The sequence below is a fragment of the Paenibacillus sp. FSL W8-0194 genome (assembly GCF_037969745.1).
GTDB lineage: Bacteria > Bacillota > Bacilli > Paenibacillales > Paenibacillaceae > Paenibacillus_AQ > Paenibacillus_AQ cookii.
Genome location: NZ_CP150205.1, coordinates 4,224,446 through 4,241,505, shown reverse-complemented (window position 1 = coordinate 4,241,505; position 17,060 = coordinate 4,224,446). Strand labels below are relative to the sequence as shown.

Annotated in this window: 12 protein-coding genes; 7 read left to right on the top strand and 5 right to left on the bottom strand. The window is 55.2% G+C overall.

Annotation, left to right across the window (positions count from 1 at the left end; genetic code table 11):
• Position 1 precedes the first annotated feature (1 nt).
• The 7 genes from MKY58_RS19325 to MKY58_RS19295 are packed head-to-tail and all read left to right on the top strand — an operon-like array spanning position 2 to position 10,839.
• A complete protein-coding gene (locus MKY58_RS19325) occupies positions 2-2,179 on the top strand; it encodes an NAD-dependent epimerase/dehydratase family protein (protein ID WP_339321670.1) in 2,178 nt (725 codons plus the stop codon).
• The gene (locus MKY58_RS19320; RefSeq protein WP_339321669.1) at positions 2,176-3,066 is read left to right on the top strand and encodes a hypothetical protein; all 891 of its coding nucleotides are present in this window, start codon (positions 2,176-2,178) and stop codon (positions 3,064-3,066) included. Before MKY58_RS19325 ends, MKY58_RS19320 begins: the two co-directional genes overlap by 4 nt.
• A 1-nt stretch (position 3,067) precedes the next feature.
• Positions 3,068-4,900 carry a DUF2194 domain-containing protein gene (locus tag MKY58_RS19315; RefSeq protein ID WP_339321668.1) on the top strand — a complete coding sequence of 611 codons (1,833 nt, stop codon included), beginning with the start codon at positions 3,068-3,070 and terminating at the stop codon, positions 4,898-4,900.
• A 6-nt stretch (positions 4,901-4,906) separates the two neighbouring features.
• Positions 4,907-6,349, top strand: coding sequence for a GT4 family glycosyltransferase PelF (gene pelF, locus MKY58_RS19310; protein ID WP_339321667.1), 1,443 nt, complete (start codon positions 4,907-4,909; stop codon positions 6,347-6,349).
• On the top strand, positions 6,325-9,429 hold the full coding sequence (gene pelG / locus MKY58_RS19305; RefSeq protein WP_339321666.1) for an exopolysaccharide Pel transporter PelG: 3,105 nt from the start codon (positions 6,325-6,327) through the stop codon (positions 9,427-9,429). The genes pelF and pelG overlap by 25 nt, the downstream gene beginning before the upstream one ends.
• Complete coding sequence (locus MKY58_RS19300; protein ID WP_339321665.1) at positions 9,430-10,140, top strand: polyphosphate polymerase domain-containing protein; 711 nt, start codon at positions 9,430-9,432, stop codon at positions 10,138-10,140.
• A gap of 18 nt (positions 10,141-10,158) precedes the next feature.
• Positions 10,159-10,839, top strand: a complete 681-nt coding sequence (locus tag MKY58_RS19295; RefSeq protein WP_212950382.1) for a DUF4956 domain-containing protein — start codon at positions 10,159-10,161, stop codon at positions 10,837-10,839.
• A gap of 135 nt (positions 10,840-10,974) precedes the next feature.
• Here MKY58_RS19295 and MKY58_RS19290 read toward each other — a convergent pair whose 3' ends face one another.
• The 5 genes from MKY58_RS19290 to MKY58_RS19270 all read right to left on the bottom strand — a co-directional run bounded on the left by MKY58_RS19290 (position 10,975) and on the right by MKY58_RS19270 (position 16,995).
• Complete coding sequence (locus tag MKY58_RS19290; protein WP_339321664.1) at positions 10,975-11,364, bottom strand: hypothetical protein; 390 nt, start codon at positions 11,362-11,364, stop codon at positions 10,975-10,977.
• Between the two features lie 302 nt (positions 11,365-11,666).
• Positions 11,667-12,431 carry an alpha/beta hydrolase gene (locus MKY58_RS19285; protein ID WP_339321663.1) on the bottom strand — a complete coding sequence of 255 codons (765 nt, stop codon included), beginning with the start codon at positions 12,429-12,431 and terminating at the stop codon, positions 11,667-11,669.
• Positions 12,432-12,444: 13 nt separating this feature from the next.
• Complete coding sequence (gene uxaC, locus MKY58_RS19280) at positions 12,445-13,854, bottom strand: glucuronate isomerase (RefSeq protein WP_212950384.1); 1,410 nt, start codon at positions 13,852-13,854, stop codon at positions 12,445-12,447.
• A 227-nt stretch (positions 13,855-14,081) separates the two neighbouring features.
• A complete protein-coding gene (locus MKY58_RS19275; RefSeq protein WP_339321662.1) occupies positions 14,082-15,569 on the bottom strand; it encodes an altronate dehydratase family protein in 1,488 nt (495 codons plus the stop codon).
• Positions 15,570-15,585: 16 nt separating this feature from the next.
• Entirely contained in the window at positions 15,586-16,995 is a 1,410-nt protein-coding gene (locus MKY58_RS19270) for a tagaturonate reductase (protein ID WP_339321661.1), read from the bottom strand.
• Positions 16,996-17,060 lie beyond the last annotated feature (65 nt).

Here is a 17,060-nt window from a genome sequence, read left to right as displayed (position 1 = left end):
CATGAAGGTATTAATTACCGGGGGTTTGGGGTTTATCGGCTACCATGTGGCGGAGCGTTTCTCCAAGGAAGGCTACGAGGTTTATATCATCGATAACCTGTCCACGGGTACCAAAGAAGACGTGCATTTCAAGCATAAATTGTACGAGCTGTCGGTAGAAGATACGAAATGCGAAGAGATTTTCAGGAACAACCGGTTTGATGCGGTCGTCCATTTGGCGGCACAGGTCAACGTCGTGTCTTCGATTGCCGATCCGAGGCATGATTCGGAATCCAACGTGCTTGGACTCGTCAACATGCTCAGTTTATCGCAAAAATACGGGGCGAAAAAATTCATTTTTGCTTCTTCCGCCGCCGTGTACGGAGCCAACGAGCATTTGCCGATTTCGGAATCGGAGCGGGCCAACCCGATCTCGCCGTACGGCATCAGCAAATGGGTCGGAGAGTCTTATTGCAGCAAGTGGAAAGAGTTATACGGCCTGGATACGCTTTGCTTCCGTTTTTCCAACGTGTACGGCCCGCGCCAAGGGAGCAAAGGAGAGGGCGGCGTCGTATCCATCTTCTTGGAGCGGCTGTTGTCCGGGCAGCCTTTATACATACGCGGAGACGGAGAGCAGACCCGCGATTTCATTTACGTCGAAGACGTGGCCGATGCGATTTATCGCGCATCCTACTCGTCGCTGACGGGAGTTTATAATCTATCTACGAATACGGAATGCAGCGTCAACCACTTGGCAGGCGAGCTGAAGGAACTGCATGGCGCCGCGGAAGTGGTCTATCAGGATCCGCAGCCTGGGGATATCCGCCATTCGAGGCTGGATAACGCCGCGGTGAAACGCGATTTGGACTGGACGCCGATGTACGGCGTCAAGGAAGGGCTTTTCCGGACGTACACCTGGTTCTCCAAACATGCCGCCGGGCGGGAAATGGCCGCCGCATCGGAAACGCAGCCGGGGTCCGGACGGGCCAAGATCCGGGTTTGGATGCCTCTTGTCGAAAATCTGGTCGCGTTTGCGTTAGCCGCTTTGCTCATCCTGAGCGACTGGAACGACACGGTTGCTTTTATCGATATCCGTTTGTTGTACATCGTCGTCATCGGCATTATTTACGGAAGCCGGCAGTCGATCGTGGCGGTCGCGTTATCCATCGGGCTTCTCATTTATGAAAAAATCGCGGACGGACGCGAACTCGTTTCCTTGTTTTACGATACGGACTTTTTCTTTCAAACGGCCGTATACCTGTTCGTCGGCCTGGTCGTAGGTTACGCGATCGATCGGAAAAACCGCAAGCTGCAGGCGCAGCAGGAGCAAATCGTGCTTCTTGAGGACAAGCAGGCCTTTCTTACCGGCGTTTACAATGAAGTAAGGGCGGTCAAGGACGAATTGCAGGAACGGATTCTGAGCAGCGAGGACAGCTTCGGAAAAATTTATTCCATCACGAAAGAGCTTGAAAGCCTCGAGCCGGAGCTTATTTTTAACGCCACGTTAAACGTCGTCGAATCCATCATGAAAACGTCCGACGTTTCGATTTATGCCGTAAATTCGGACTTCAGCTATCTTCGTCTTGTCGCGCAATCGGGCGGGGAGGATAACGGCGCCAAATCTTTGAAAGTCAGCGAGCATGATTACCTCCGGGACCTGTTCGAAAACGGAAAACCTTTCGTGAACAAGCAGCTGCTGGATCATGCCCCCGCGCTAGCCGCGCCCGTGATGAACAAAAACGAGATCGTGGCGGTCATTTTCATTCGCAGCATGAAATTCGACAATTTCTCGCTGTATTATCAAAACCTGTTTAAGGTTACGGTCGAACTCGTTTCATCCTCGTTGTCCCGGGCATTGTCTTATGTCGAGGCCATGCGGAGCATCCGTTACGTCGACGGGACCGCAGTGCTTAACGCCGAAGCGTTCGCGGCAATTTTGGACAGCAAGCGGCAGGCGAAAGAGCAGCACAATACGCCTTATCTGCTGCTGGAAACGGATTGCGGCGGGATGTCCCTGAAGGCGTATGCGGACAAGCTCTCCGGCATTCTCCGCGAGACGGATTATATCGGCGAAGGCGACGAAGGCCGGTTGTACATCCTTCTGTCCAACACCGGACAGGAAGACGCCCCGCACGTGTTGAAGCGTTTTGAGCAGCATGAAATTCGGCTGCGTTTAATCGAAGAGGAAGCGGCGTCATGATCGAACTCGTCGTTTTGGTATATATTCTGTTGTGTGCCGTCGTGTTATGGTTTTTTTACCGCCAAAATCGGCGCGAATGGCTGCTGCGGTGGGTTTGCGTCAGCGCTTTTCCTGTCATCGGATGGCTGTTTCCGCTGTTTTGGCCGGACTCCTTGCTGCGGAGAGGCTCCAAAACCAACGAGGAATTGTTTGCCGAGAAAGGCAAGGCCGAGTTCGAATTGATGGATATTTACACGGAAACCCAGGCTAACCGGGATCGGGGCGTGCTGGCGATCGAAGAAGCGCTTGTCGTCAATGAGCACGCGGAACGGCGCAAAGTGATGCTGGAGGTGCTCAAGCAGGACGCGATGGCTTACATCGACGTTTTGCAGAAGGCGGTCAGCAACGAAGATACCGAAACCTCCCATTACGCGGTCAGCATGGTGATGGAAGTCAAGCGGAAGCTGACCTTGTCGATGCAGGAGCTCTCGGTGCAGTATGAAGCGAACCGGCGGGATCCCGATCTGCTCCGAGCGTATGCAAACGTGATCCGCGACTACATCCGGAGCGGGTTTCTGGATGAGCGGACGCTGCAGCAATACAAATTCACCTATCTTGCGGTGTTAAAGGATTTGATCGAAGCGGCCCCGGATACCGATTTTGCCTTCGAAGAGAAAACGAAAACGGAACTTGAGCTGAAACGGTATACGGAGGCGGAGCAAACCGCAACGGCTTATTTGCAGCGCTGCCCGGACCGGGAGGAAGCCTACCTGCTATTGATTCAAGTTTATTATGAAATGAAGTCGCACAAAAAGCTGCTGGAGACGCTGGATTTGCTCAAACAATCTCCTATCCGCCTGTCTCATCGAGCGCTGACCACGGTGCGATTCTGGTCGGAAGGAGCATGACATGAATGTAGATGTGAAGCTGAAACGTAACGTGTATATCATCATCGCCGCCATTGTGCTGATGGCGGTCGCGGTCCAGGTGTCGCGGTCCGAGTTCATCATGGAATTCAGCCAGAACCATGACCTGGCCAAGGATCGGCAGTCCCTGATCGCCTTGTCCAAACAGCAGCTGCCGGCGGATGCCGGCGAGCCGAAATATTGCGTCGTTTATGACGGCAACGATGAATACGGCGTTAAGATTAAAGATAACGCGGTAAAAATGCTGCAGTACATGAAAAAGAATACGGTAAGCGTCAATTCGGCGGAAGCCCCCGTGCCTTTCCAAAATTGCCGGATGATCGTCTTCGCCAATCAGGAACTGGATCCGATCCGCAACATCGCCGAAGTAAGCGATTATGTGCAAAACGGCGGGTATGTCATGTTCGCCAGCTCTTTGCAGCAGGACGACATGTTTTACAGGCTGTACCGGAAATTCGGCATCGTTTCGGTCGGCAACCAGTTTCAGAGCAACGGAATCGAACTCAAGTCGAACGTGCTGATCGGGGAAAGCGGGCTGCAAATGAACGAGCCCTTCATCAACAACACCTCAAGCAGCGTGGAGCTTGACCGGGATGCCGAGCTGTTGGCCGTCAGCAGCGAGGGAACGCCGCTGATGTGGAAGCGGGACTATGGCAAAGGCAGCTTCATGTTTTTTAACGGGACGATCCTGCAGGAAAAAATCAACCGCGGCCTGTTGGCCGGCGGCATCAGTATGCTCGAGCCCGACTTCGTTTACCCGGTGTTCAACACGAAGCAGCTGTTCATCGACGATTTCCCTGCACCGATCCGCAGCGGGACGACGCCTTTGATTTATGATGCTTACAAAAAGGATATTCCCCGTTTTTACCATGACGTTTGGTGGCCGGACATGCTCAAAGCCGCCAAAAAGTCCGATTTCAAATATACCGCCGTCCTGATTCAATCTTATCTGGATCATGTCGAACCTCCGTTCCGTTATCCGGTCGACGAAGACCGCTACAATCTGATCTCGTACGGCAGGGAAGTGATCAAGAGCGGCGGCGAAATCGGCATCCATGGTTATAATCATCAGGCGCTGACGATGGATCCTGCCGTTGCGGGCGCCTATGAATACAAGACGTGGAAAAGCGAAGCAGACATGGCCGCCTCCATAAAGGAAGCGAACCGGTTCCTTCAGGAAGCGTTCCCGTCTTACCAAACCTATACTTACGTACCGCCTTCTAACGTCCTGAGCAAGGAAGGCCGCAAATTGCTCCCAGAAGCTTGGCCGGGGTTGGCAACAATCGCTTCGTTATACGAGGAGGACGCCCAGAACCTGTCCTACGTGCAGGAATACGAGATTGCTGCGGACGGCATCGTGGAGATGCCGCGGGTGACCTCCGGGTACGTGGAAGCGCCGTTTGAGCGCTGGGCCGAGGCCAACACGGTCTCCTCGCTTGGGGTATTTTCGCATTTCGTCCATCCCGACGACGTGATCGACAGCGAACGGGGAAAAGGGCTGACGTGGGAAAAACTGTACGACCAATTTTCCTCCAAGCTGGAGAGGGTCGGAAAAACGTACCCATGGCTGCGTCCCATGACGGCAACCGAAGGGGCCAACAGCCTGGTGAACACGCTCACTTCCCAGGTGTCCTGGACGACCGAAGCGGACCGCATGACCGGGCGGATCGCGAATTTCCGGGAGGATATGTACTTTATTTTGCGTACGGAACGAAACATCGGGCAGCTGAAACATTGCAAGGTGCGCAAAATCGATCAAAATACGTATCTGGTAACCGCAGAGAAGGAAAAATTTGAAATTGGATTGGGCGGTTGACGCAATATGAAAATATGTATCATTGCCGAAGGGTCATACCCATATATCACCGGCGGGGTATCGAGCTGGATCCATAGCCTCATCACGCAAATGTCCGAGCATGAATTCATCATTTACGCCATCGGCGCCGAAAGCAAGCAGAAGGGCAAATTCAAATACAAGCTGCCGCCGAACGTCGTGGAGGTCAAGGAAACGTTCCTCGATGCTTATTTGGACGAAGAAGTTCGCTGGGGCAGCCGCTTCCGCCTTTCCGCGGAGGAGCGGAACACGCTGCAGGCGCTCATTGGCGGCGAAGGCGACCTAAACTGGGATCGGGTATTTGCGCTGCTGCGCTCCGATAAATTCGTCAACGTTTCCGATTTTCTGGCGAGCAAAAACTATTTTGACCAGCTCGAGCAGCTGTGCCGCTTCAAATATACCCACGTCCCGTTCACGGAAATGTTCTGGACGGTCCGTTCGATGATTTTGCCGCTTCTTTTGGCGATTCGAAGCGACGTGCCGCAGGCGGATATTTACCATAGCGTCTCCACGGGGTACGCCGGCGTGATCGGCGCTCTCGGCAAATTTTTGTACGGGTCGCCGCTGCTGTTGACGGAGCACGGCATCTATTCCCGCGAGCGCGAAGAGGAGATCATCAAAGCGGATTGGGTCAAAGGGTATTTCAAGGATCTATGGATCGAGTATTTTTACAGGCTTTCCGATTGCATTTATACGGCGGCGGATCAGGTCGTGACGTTGTTTGGCCGCAACAGGGAGATCGAAATCGAACTGGGCTGCCCGGCGGAAAAAATCCGCATCATTCCGAACGGCGTGCGGACGAGCGATTACGAGGCCCTGCCTTCCGGGCCGGAGGACGGAAAAATCCGGATCGGAGCCGTCGTGCGGATCGTGCCGATCAAGGACATTAAAACCATGCTTCAAAGTTTTGCCCTCGTCAAAAGGGAGGTGCCGAATGCGGAGCTTGTCATTATGGGGCCCGTCGAAGAGGACGAGTCGTATTATGAAGAATGCCTGCGGATGGTCGAAGCTTTGGAGGTCCAGGACGTCGTTTTTACCGGCGAAGTTCAAGTGAAGGAATATTTGGGGAAAATGGACCTGCTGCTTCTGACCAGCATCAGCGAAGGGCAACCGCTTGCGGTGCTGGAAGGGATGGCTGCCGGCAAACCGTTCGTCACGACGAACGTCGGAAGCTGCAAGGAGCTGCTGAACGGAGCGGACGACGGGATCGGCCCATGCGGGCTCGTGGCCCCCGTCATGCATTATGAACAGATTGCGCAGGCGATCGTCACGTTATGCCGCAATGAAGGGCTGCGGAAGGACATGGGCAGAAATGCCCGGGAACGGGTACAGCGCTACTACAAGTTTGAAGATTTTATCTCCGAATACCGCAAGCTATACGCAACTTTAGGGGGGGACGTACGCAGATGGCCGGAATCGGTTTTGAATTAAGGAAATTGTACCGGCAGCAGGGGCTGCTTAATAATGTTAAAGCATATGCGTATTCCTCCATTTCAACGGTCGGGCCGATGATCTTATGCATGTTTTTGGTTATCGTGCTGCAGAGGCTGATGTCCTACAGCGGCGGCACGCATTTGCAGTGGGAGTTATACATCGCGACGATGCAATACAATTTCGTGTTTTCGATTTTGATTACGAGCGGCCTTGCCATGCTTCTGACCCGGTTCGTGGCGGACATGATTTTCCAGAAGAAGCTCGATCACATCCTTGCTTCCTATTACGGGTCGCTGATCCTGATCCTGCCGGTCGGTTCTGTGGTCGCCTGGTTGTTTTTGCGGGGAGTGGAGGCCGGAACCGGTTATAAATTCGCGGCATATTTCCTGTTCATGGAGCTGATCGTGATCTGGATGCAGTCGGTTTATTTGTCGGCGTTAAAGGACTATATGCGGATCGTCCGCAGCTTTGCAATCGGCACGGCGGTCGCGATCGCCGCGGGCTGGGTTCTGATGAACATGACGGGGATCGACCGGACGACGGGCGCGCTGCTGGCGATCGACATCGGCTTCATGCTGATCGTGCTGATGTCGAACCGCCATCTGGATCAGGTGTTTCCGCGCTGCGACGGCCGGATTTATTTCTCGTTTTTGTCTTATTTCAAAAAGTACCCGGCTTTGTTTTTGATCGGTTCGTGCATGTATGCGGGCATTTACGTCCACAGCATGGTGTTCTGGTTCAGCGATGACGGAATCGTGGTGGCGGGCAGGTACTACATATCCCCGGAATATGATCTGCCGGTATTTTATGCTTTTTTGTCCGTCATTCCGACCTTGGTCGCTTTTATCGTTTCGGTCGAAACGGAGTTTTACGAAAAATTTCAGGCCTACTACAAGCATGTGCTTGAAGGAGGGACCCTGCTCCAAATGGACGCTTCGAAAAAAGCGATGCAGCGGACGTTGATGCAGGAAATCAGCTTTTTGATGGAGTTTCAGCTGTTGTTTACGATCGTTTCCATTGCCATTGGCATGAAGCTGCTGCCGAGAATCGGATTTACGATGGCGCAGCTCGATTCGTTTAATATTTTGGTGCTGGCATATTTTCTTTTCATTATGATGTTTGTGACGCTGCTGCTCCTGCTGTACTTCGATGACCGGAAGGGCGCGGCGGCCATCAGTTCCCTTTTTATCGTGCTGAATGCCGGGCTCACGTATTGGACGCTTCGGCTCGAATATGACGGACTCGGGATGTTTTACGCTTCCTTGGGCGGGCTTGCCCTCGTCTTGTTCCGGCTGATGTACGTCCTCAAAAATATTGATTATTACACGTTCTGCTCGCAGCCGATGCATCATCAGCGCAAATCCATGCGCTTCGGCAAGCCGACCGCGACGGTGATGGTGATCGCTTCGTCCATGCTGATCCTTTCCGCCTGTTCGGAACCCGCCGATGAGCCGAAATCCGTAGCCGGAAACGGGGTTTCGCAAGAAGCGCCAGCCGCTCCCCAGCCAACCGGCATCGAGGAAGATAAGCGCATCTACGAACGGGATCAGGATGATGCCTTGAAGGCTTTGTACGTGACGGTGCTGCCGCCGAAAGGCGACAACAAAAAAGGGCTCAGCTGGTACGGCCTGAACCGGAACACGGACCGCTACAGCGGGGACAAGCTGAACGTCATCATGCAGGAAGGCGCATCGGACGGCAGCGGGCCGAAGTCCGGCATGTTCGGGTACGGCGCGGATCACGCCAACGGGAGCATCAGCCTGCGGGGCAATACGGCCCGCTATGCTTCCCAGAAATCCTACAAGATCAAGCTGTTCGACGAAGCGGGATTATGGCAGGACCAGCGGTCGATCAATTTGAACAAGCATTCGGCCGATTTGTCCCGCCTGCGCAACAAGCTGAGCTTCGATCTGTTCGAGACGATTCCGAATTTTACGAGCCTGCGCACCGGATTCGTCCATTTATACGTCAAGGATCTCTCGGAAGGCGGATCGCAGCAAACGTTCCAGGATTACGGCCTTTACACGCAAATCGAGCAGCCGAACGAAAAGTTTCTGAAATCCCACTGGCTGGACCCTTACGGCCAACTGTATAAGGTCACGTTTTTCGAGTTCCAGCGTTATCCGGAACAAATCAAGCTGCAATCGGACCCGGCTTACGACAAAAAGGCCTTCGAGTCGATTTTGGAGATCAAGGGCAGGGAAGACCACGAGAAGCTGATCCGGATGCTGGATGACGTCAATAACATGACCATTCCGATCGACCAAGTGATCGAAAAGCATTTTGACCTCGACAATTATTTGACCTGGCTTGCGGTAAACATTTTGACCGATAACATGGATACCGACGCGAACAACTTCTATTTGTATTCGCCGCTGAATTCGGAAAAATGGTATTTCCTGCCATGGGATTATGACGGAGGCTGGGGGCTGCAGCGGAACTTGAAGAGCATCAGCCCTTACCAAAGCGGCATCAGCAACTATTGGGGCAGCACGCTTCATAACCGGTTTTTCCGCAGCACAGAACATGTCGAATTGCTGAAAAAGAAAATCGAGGACATCTCGAAAAATTACATCAACAAAAACACGGTGGAGCAACAGCTCGCCAAATATAAAAACGTGGTGGAGCCTTTCGCCAAACGTTCGCCGGATGTGCAGTATCTCCCGGGGAAACTAAGCGAGCTTTCGCAGGATTACGAGCGGATCGTTTCGACGCCGGAAACGGGATACAAGCTGTTCCTGGAAGATCTGGAAAAACCGAAGCCGTTTTACATGGACGAGGTGGACGAGCAAGAAGGAGGAGCCTACCGCTTTTCTTGGGATATATCGTTTGATTTGCAGGGAGACGACCTGACTTACGCTTGGACGCTGGCGACCGACCCGAACTTTGCGAATATCGTCGCCCAAAAGAAAGGGCTGGCGCAAAACAACGTCACGATCCCGAAACTTTCGCCGAACATCTATTATTGGAAAGTGGTCGCGCGCGATAGCAAGGGGCATTCGCAGATTTCGTTCGACAGTTTCGAAGACGAGGAAGGCACCCCTTATTACGGCGTGAGGAAGTTTGAGGTGGATTAAATGGAGTTTCAGGGGAACAAACTGCGGCATGAGTTGAAATATTATTTGCACATGCACGAATATTTGGCGCTAAGGCATCGGATATCCGCCGCGATGACGATGGACCGGAATTCCGTCGACGCGGAAGGATACGGCATTCGGAGCCTCTATTTCGACGGAGTCCATCAGCATTCCTTATACGATAAAAACAACGGCATCTTCCGCCGGAACAAATACCGGATCCGCATCTACAACGGGAGCGACGCAAAAATCACGCTGGAGCGGAAAAGCAAATACGGCGATTATATCAGCAAGGAATCCGCGCCTTTGTCCAAAGAGGAGTACGGGCTCATTCTGCAAGGGGATCCGTCCTGCCTGTCGGCCAAGGAACATCCGCTGCTGAAGGAATTTTACGTCTCGCTTGCGCATCACGGGTTCCGCCCTTCCGTCATCGTGGATTATACCCGGGAGGCTTACGTGCACGAGATGGGAAACGTCCGCGTGACGTTCGACAAAAGGCTGGCCGCAGGCATCAATACCGTCGATTTGTTCGACCCGGCCCTCGTTTTGGAAGAAGCGTTGTCTCCGGCGCTGACCATCATGGAAATCAAATACGATTCCTTTCTGCCGGACGGCATCCGGCAAATCATTCAGCCCCAAGCGCATGTGCGATCCGCCATTTCGAAGTTCGTCATTTGCCGGGAAGTGGGCGTCAAACATTTTAAAGACTAACGTTCAGGAGGAACTGCAGTGGGGGATAACCTAAATTTTCAGGATCTTTTCAAAAAAAGCGTGCTTCATTTGGAGGCGTTCCGCGATATTTCGTATATCGATTTGTTTTTGGGCCTGATTTCATCGTTTGCGATCGGCATGTTTATTTTTTGGATATACAAAAAAACCTTCAGAGGCGTCGTGTACAGCTACAACTATAACGTGTCCTTCGTCCTGATGACGATGATCACGACATTGATCATCATGACGATCAGCACGAACATCGTGTTGTCGCTCGGGATGGTCGGCGCGCTCAGCATCGTGCGCTTCCGGACGGCGGTGAAAGATCCGCTGGATATCGTCTACATGTTTTGGTCCATTGCGGCAGGCATCGCCTGCGGCGCCAAAGTGTATCCGGCCGCATTGATCGGCTCCGCGGTGTTCGGAATCGTCTTGATCTGGTTGGCCAGAAAAAAGGTGAAGGAAATGCCTTATTTGCTGATCATTCGTCATACCGAAGCCGCGGCGGATGAGGTAAGGGTGCATTTGCGCAAGCTTGCGGGCACGCTGAAATCGAAGACCGTACGCAAAGAATACACGGAAATTACGTACGAGGTGCGGATTCGCGACGACAATACGGCATTTGTCAATGAAATCAGCGCGGTAAAAGGCGTGCAGGACGCATCGCTGATCAATTATACCGGCGATTATGCGCAGTAAACCGTTCGACAATTTCCCCGGAAATAAATCAAAGATTTAAGAGCCGTTTTTTGGCCGGAGAACATAACATTAAGGGCTTCCTTGGGTCGTTTTCACGACGCCGGGAAGCCCTTTTGATGTCTCTATAGGGAACATTTAGCGGCTTGCGGCCCGCAACAAGGCAGACAGGGGAGCGACCGTTTCCATTGCCTCGGCGACCAGCTTCGCGATTTGCCGTGCGCCTTCCTCCGAAAAATGGGTATCGTCAGCGACTCCTTCAGGGTAGTTGGGATGCCGGTTGGGCGGCAGGTGCATAAACAAGGTTTTGGACGCATCCGCTCCCATATCGCGGTATAAACGTTGGGAAGCCGCAAAAACGTCAAGCAGCAGCGTCCCGGTTGCCGCCGCAACCTCCCGCATGGCGGCCGGATAGGGGCCGACCGCCAGCGGATCGGGAAGGCCGTCGGCGGCAAAACGCCGCCGGCTGACGGAAGTGAGCAAAACCGGCGTGGCTCCGCGCCGGTTGGCCGAAGCGATGAACAGCATTAAATTGCTGCGGTAGTCGGTATCGGGATCCGTGTAGCGCGAAGGGTCTTCCTTTTTTTTCGTCGTTATGGCCGAACTGAATCATGGCGATGTCGCCGTCCCGAAGCTTGCCTTCGATGGCGGCCCACCGTCCTTCCTCCAGGAAGGACTTCGTGCTCCGGCCATTGACGGCGCGGTTGTCGATGCGAAGCGAAGGGGTTACAAAATGATGCAGGTATTCGCCCCAGCCCGCCATCGGTTTCTGGGAGGCATCCTTTGCGGCTGCGGTCGAATCGCCGGCGATATACAGCGTTTGCGGCATTTTAGGTCTCCTCCTTCACAAAATGATGCTGCCGCAGCCAGGTTTTGAGGCATTCGAGCCATTGCCGGCAGGACGGATTCGCATCGGACAGCCCGAGTCCATGGCGTCCGTCCTCGAACACGTGCAGCTCGAACGGAACCCCGGACTTGGACAAAGCTGCGGCAAACCGCAGGCTGTTCTCCACGGGGACGGCGGCGTCGTTTGCCGTTGTCCACAGGAACGTCGGCGGCGTGTCGGCCGTTACCCGGCGGTCGGAGGAGTACCTTTGGATGTCTTCGGGCGAAAGGCGTTGACGGAGAAACCGCTCGCGGCTTCCTTGATGCGTGTACATTTCTTCGAACGTGATGACCGGATACGACAGGATGAGGAGATCGGGTTTGGACGAGGCGGTCGTGGCCGTGATCGATGCCAAATGACCGCCGGCGGAAAAGCCGATCATTCCGATCCGATTCGGGTTCACTCGGAACGCCTTGTCTCCGGTACGGGCCCATGCGATGGCGTCGGCAACGTCCCGAATCAAAGCCTCGGGGTCCAGAGGCTCCAGTTGATAATGCAGCACCCCGGCATGCATGCCGAGAGCGTTGAACCACTTGGCGATCGGCTCGCCCTCGTGCGGGGCCAGATGCTGGTAGCCTCCGCCCGGGAGAACAAGCATAAACGGCAATTCCCGGCCCGAATCATTCTCAGCCGGGTAGAGCCAAAGAGAGGAGCCCGGAGACGCTTGGGTCTCCGGAGCTCCTTCCAGGTGACGGCGAATGTGCAGCATGGCCGAGCCCTCCTTATTCGGCGGCTACGGCAGCCGGGAAGCCGAAATATGCCGCGGCGTTGCGATAGGCGATGTCCTCGACCATTTGCCCGAGCAGCGCCATGTCGTCCGGCGCTTCGCCGCGCTCCGCCCATTCGCCGATCAGCTCGCACAGCACCCGGCGGAAATATTCATGCCGCGTGTAGGACAAAAAGCTGCGCGAATCCGTTAACATGCCGACGAAACGGGACAGCAGGCTGTTGTCGGCAAACATCGTCAGCTGATGCCGCATGCCGCTGCGGGTGTCGTTGTACCACCAGCCGGAGCCGAGCTGCATTTTGCCCGGCGTATCCTTTTGGTAGCAGCCCATCAGCGCGAGCAGGGACGGATAATCGTTCGGATTCAGCGAATACAGGATCGTTTTCGGCAGACCTTGCGCGCTTTCGGCGCGGTCGAGCAGGCGGGACAGGGATTCGGTAAGCGGCAAATCGTTTAAGCCGTCGTACCCGGTATCCGGCCCGAGGCGGTTGAACATGACGGTATTGTTGTTGCGGTATGCATGGATATGCAGCTGCATCGTCCAATTTTTTTCATGATACATGCCGATCAATGCCGACAGGAGTTCGGTCCGGTACACGGTAATTTCGGATGGGGAAAGCTCCGAACCTGCAAGTCTTTTCGCGAAAATGCTTTCCACCGCGGCGGCGTCGCCCGCTTCGTAGCGCAGCACGTCGAGCGCATGGTCGGAGAGGCGGCAGCCCTGCTCATGGAAAAAGTCGACGCGCTGCTTCAGCGCCTCCGTCAGCGCAGCATAAGAACGAACCTGAACGCCCGCGGCCTGCTCCAAACGCCCGAGCCACTCGATAAATCCGGGCGCATCGATGTTCAGCGCTTTGTCCGGACGGAATGCGGGGAGCACTTGGAAGTCCTGCTCCTCTTTTCGGAGCAGCTGATGATATTCCAGGGAATCCGCCGGGTCGTCGGTCGTGCAGACGATTTTGACGTTTGAATTTTTGATGATGCTGCGGCGCCGGAACGCCGGGGTGGCCAGCTTGCGGTTCACTTCGTCCCAGATCCGCGGCGCGGATTCCTCGTTCAGCAGCTCCTCGATGCCGAAAAAGCGGCGAAGCTCCAGATGGGTCCAGCTGTACAGCGGATTGCCCACCGTTTTCGGCACGGTGACCGCCCAGGCCATAAACTTGTCGTAATCCGAGGCGTCCCCGGTAATATGCGATTCGGGAATGCCGTTGGCGCGCATCAGCCGCCATTTGTAATGGTCGCCGGAAAGCCAGGCTTCGGTCAGGTTGCGGAACGGCTTGTTTTCGTAAATTTCCTTCGGATCGAGGTGGCAGTGGTAATCGATGATCGGCATTTCTTTGGCATGCTGATGGAACAGCGTGCGCGCGGTGTCGGTCGTCAGCAAAAAGTTATCGTTCAAAAACATGTCGGCATCCCCTTTATAAATAAATGATTTAGGATAAGTCGGAATAACCCGCGAAGCTTAGGTTTCACTTTGTGGGGGGGATTTGCTTGGTTCCGGGCCCCCGCAAAGTAATGGGAATTATCTTCAAAGCATTCACTTCACTTTGTGTGGTGCTTTTTGTTTTGTTCGGGGCCCCCGCAAAGTAATCGGAATTATCTTCAAAGCATTCACTTCACTTTGTGGGGTTGTTAAAGCGTGACCCCGGTTTTGAAGATGGCCAGCTCGCGCACGTCGTTTTGCTCGTTTCGGGTTTTCCGGCCGCTGGCGACTTCGATTACGTATGCGATAAATTGCTCCAATATGTCGGCCATCGGGGTTTCGAGCAGCGGCCCGGCGTTAAAGTCCATCCAGTGGCCTTTTTTGGCGTACAGCTCGTTGTTGGTCGCGATTTTCACCGTCGGCACGAAGCTGCCGAAAGGCGTGCCGCGTCCGGTCGTAAAGAGGACCAGATGGCAGTCCGATGCGGCCAGGGCGGAGGAGGCGACAAGGTCGTTGCCCGGCGCCTGCAGCAGGCTCAAGCCTTTTTTGCGGAGCTTTTCGCCGTATTGCAGGACGTCGACGACGGGCGCCGTTCCGGCTTTTTGCGTGCAGCCGAGCGATTTGTCCTCGAGCGTGCTGATGCCTCCCGCTTTATTGCCGGGGGAAGGGTTTTCGTACACCGGTTCGCCGTGCGACAGGAAATATTGCTTGAAGTTTTGGATGAGTTCGACGATGGATCGGTAAACCTCTTCGTTTGCCGCGCGGGCCATCAGCATTTTTTCGGCGCCGAACATTTCCGGCACCTCGGTCAGGACCGTCGAACCGCCCTGGGAAATAAGGAAATCGGAAAAGGCGCCCAGCAGCGGATTCGCCGTAATGCCCGAAAATCCGTCGGAGCCGCCGCATTTGAGTCCCACGTTCAATTCGCTGATCGGCACCGGCTCGCGGCGGTCGGTTTTCGCGGCTTCATGCAGCTCTTCCAGCAGCGCAAGACCCGCTTCGACTTCGTCGCCGACCTCCTGCGCCACCAGGAACTTCACGCGCGCCTCGTCATAATCGCCGAGCAGGCTGCGGAACTCGGCAACGACGTTGTTTTCGCAGCCGAGCCCAAACACAAGGACGCCCCCGGCGTTCGGATGTTTGACGGCATCCAGCAGGATGCTGCGGGTCTGGCGGTGATCGTCGCCGAGCTGGGAGCAGCCGTAAGGATGCTTGAGGATGGTGACGTTATCGAACGGGCCCAAATCGGGGTGGAGCGCCTTAAATTCCTGCAGCATTTGCTCGGCGATGCCGTTTACGCAGCCGACGGTCGGGACGATGAACAGGTCGTTGCGGATGCCGACGCCGCCGTTTTTCCGGCGGTAACCCTGAAAGGTCAGGCCGCGCGGCGGATAGGAGATCGGATGCAGGTCGGGCACGTATTCATATTTTTCCTCGCCGCTCAGGTTCGTTTTCATGTTATGGGTGTGCACCCATTCGCCGGGTTCGATCGCATTGGCGGCATGGCCGATCGGATAACCGTATTTGGTGATCATGTCGCCGGGCTCGAACCGGGCAAGCGCGATTTTATGCCCCTGGGGAATATCCGAAAGGGCCGTCAGCGGCCGATCCAGGCCGGTGATCGCTTCCCCGGCGGCAATCGGGCGGAGGGCGACGGCAACGGTGTCCCGCGGGTTTAATTTCAGCCATTGTTTCATTGGGAACCTCCTATTCCTATACCAGTTGTTGTAACGCCGCTCGGCTGCCGGCCTGCTCCAACTGCCGGATTCGTTCCTCGACGGCGGGGACCAGGCCCGGGATGAGCGCGAGGTTTTCCCCCCACAAGCTTTCGTTCCCCAAAATGGTCTCGGCGAAAGTATCGGGACGGCTCCAAGCCTCGTCAAAGGCGGCGATCGCCCCGGGAACGTCCTTGCGCGGCACGCGGTCGCCCCGGTAACTGAGCAGCAGCGCGGCAAAAGACAACGTCAACAGCGGCGGGAGCTCTCCCTTGGCGCCGGCGTATTTCCGGAGGATCGGCAGCAGGCGGGCGTTGAACTTCGAAATGCTGTTAAGCGAGATCGACGCCAGTTCGTGCCGGATAAAGGGATTGCTGAAACGCTCCCGGATATCCTTCGCGTAGGCGAGCACATCGGCTTGCGGAAGATCGAGCATAGGGGCGATTTCCTTTTCCATGAGGTCCCGCACGAACCCCGAGAAACCATCATCTTTCATGACGTCCTCCACCGTTTCCAATCCGGCCAGCAATCCGAGCGGTACCATGGCGGTGTGGGGACCGTTAAGCAGGTGGACTTTGCGTTCGCGATAAGGCGTCATGTCGCCGGTGAACAGCACGTTCAGTCCGGCGCGGTCCAGCGGCAGCCGTTCAGGCAGCCACGAAGGGCCTTCGATGACCCACAGCAGATAGGGCTCGGATGCGACCATGAGATCGTCTTTGTAGCCGAGCTCGCGCTCCAGGCTTTCGGCCTCGCCGTGCGGATACCCGGGGACGATCCGATCGACCAGGCTGCAGCAGAAGGTATTTTCCGCATCGAGCCAGGCCATGAACGCCTCGCCCAGCTGCCATTCCCGCGCATACCGCTGCACAAGCTGCTTGAGCTGCTCCCCGTTGCGGTCGACAAGCTCGCAGGGGATGATCACGAATCCTTTTTTGCCGAGCGCAAAACGCCTGAACAGCAGCGCCGTCAGTTTGCCCGGAAAGCTGAGGGGAGGACGGTCTCCGGCTTCATCCCGCGCATCGTAGGCGATGCCGGCTTCCGTCGTGTTCGAGGTGATGAACTCAAGGGAATCGTCCTCCGCCAGCGCGAGGAAGTCGTCAAACTGCTGATAAGGGTTGATGACGCGGGTTACGCAGGAGACGATCTCCCGGGAATTGACGGTTTGCCCCTGGAAAATGCCGTTTTGCAGCACGGTATATAGCCCATCCTGCCTGTTGATCGCATCCGCTTGCCCGCCCGGCGTCGGCTGCACGACGACCGCGCTGCCTTGGAACAGCCCTTGGCGGTTCATCTGCTGCAGCTGCCAATCGACGAAAGCGCGCATGAAGTTGCCCGCGCCGAATTGGATCATGCGTTCGGGGTATGCAGGCAGTTCGGGGAACAGGCTTCTGGAGAGTTGCTGCGCCATTCAAAGATCAACTCCTTATTCAAATAGATAAGTCACGCTGTTCATGCACACGTTAACATTTTGAT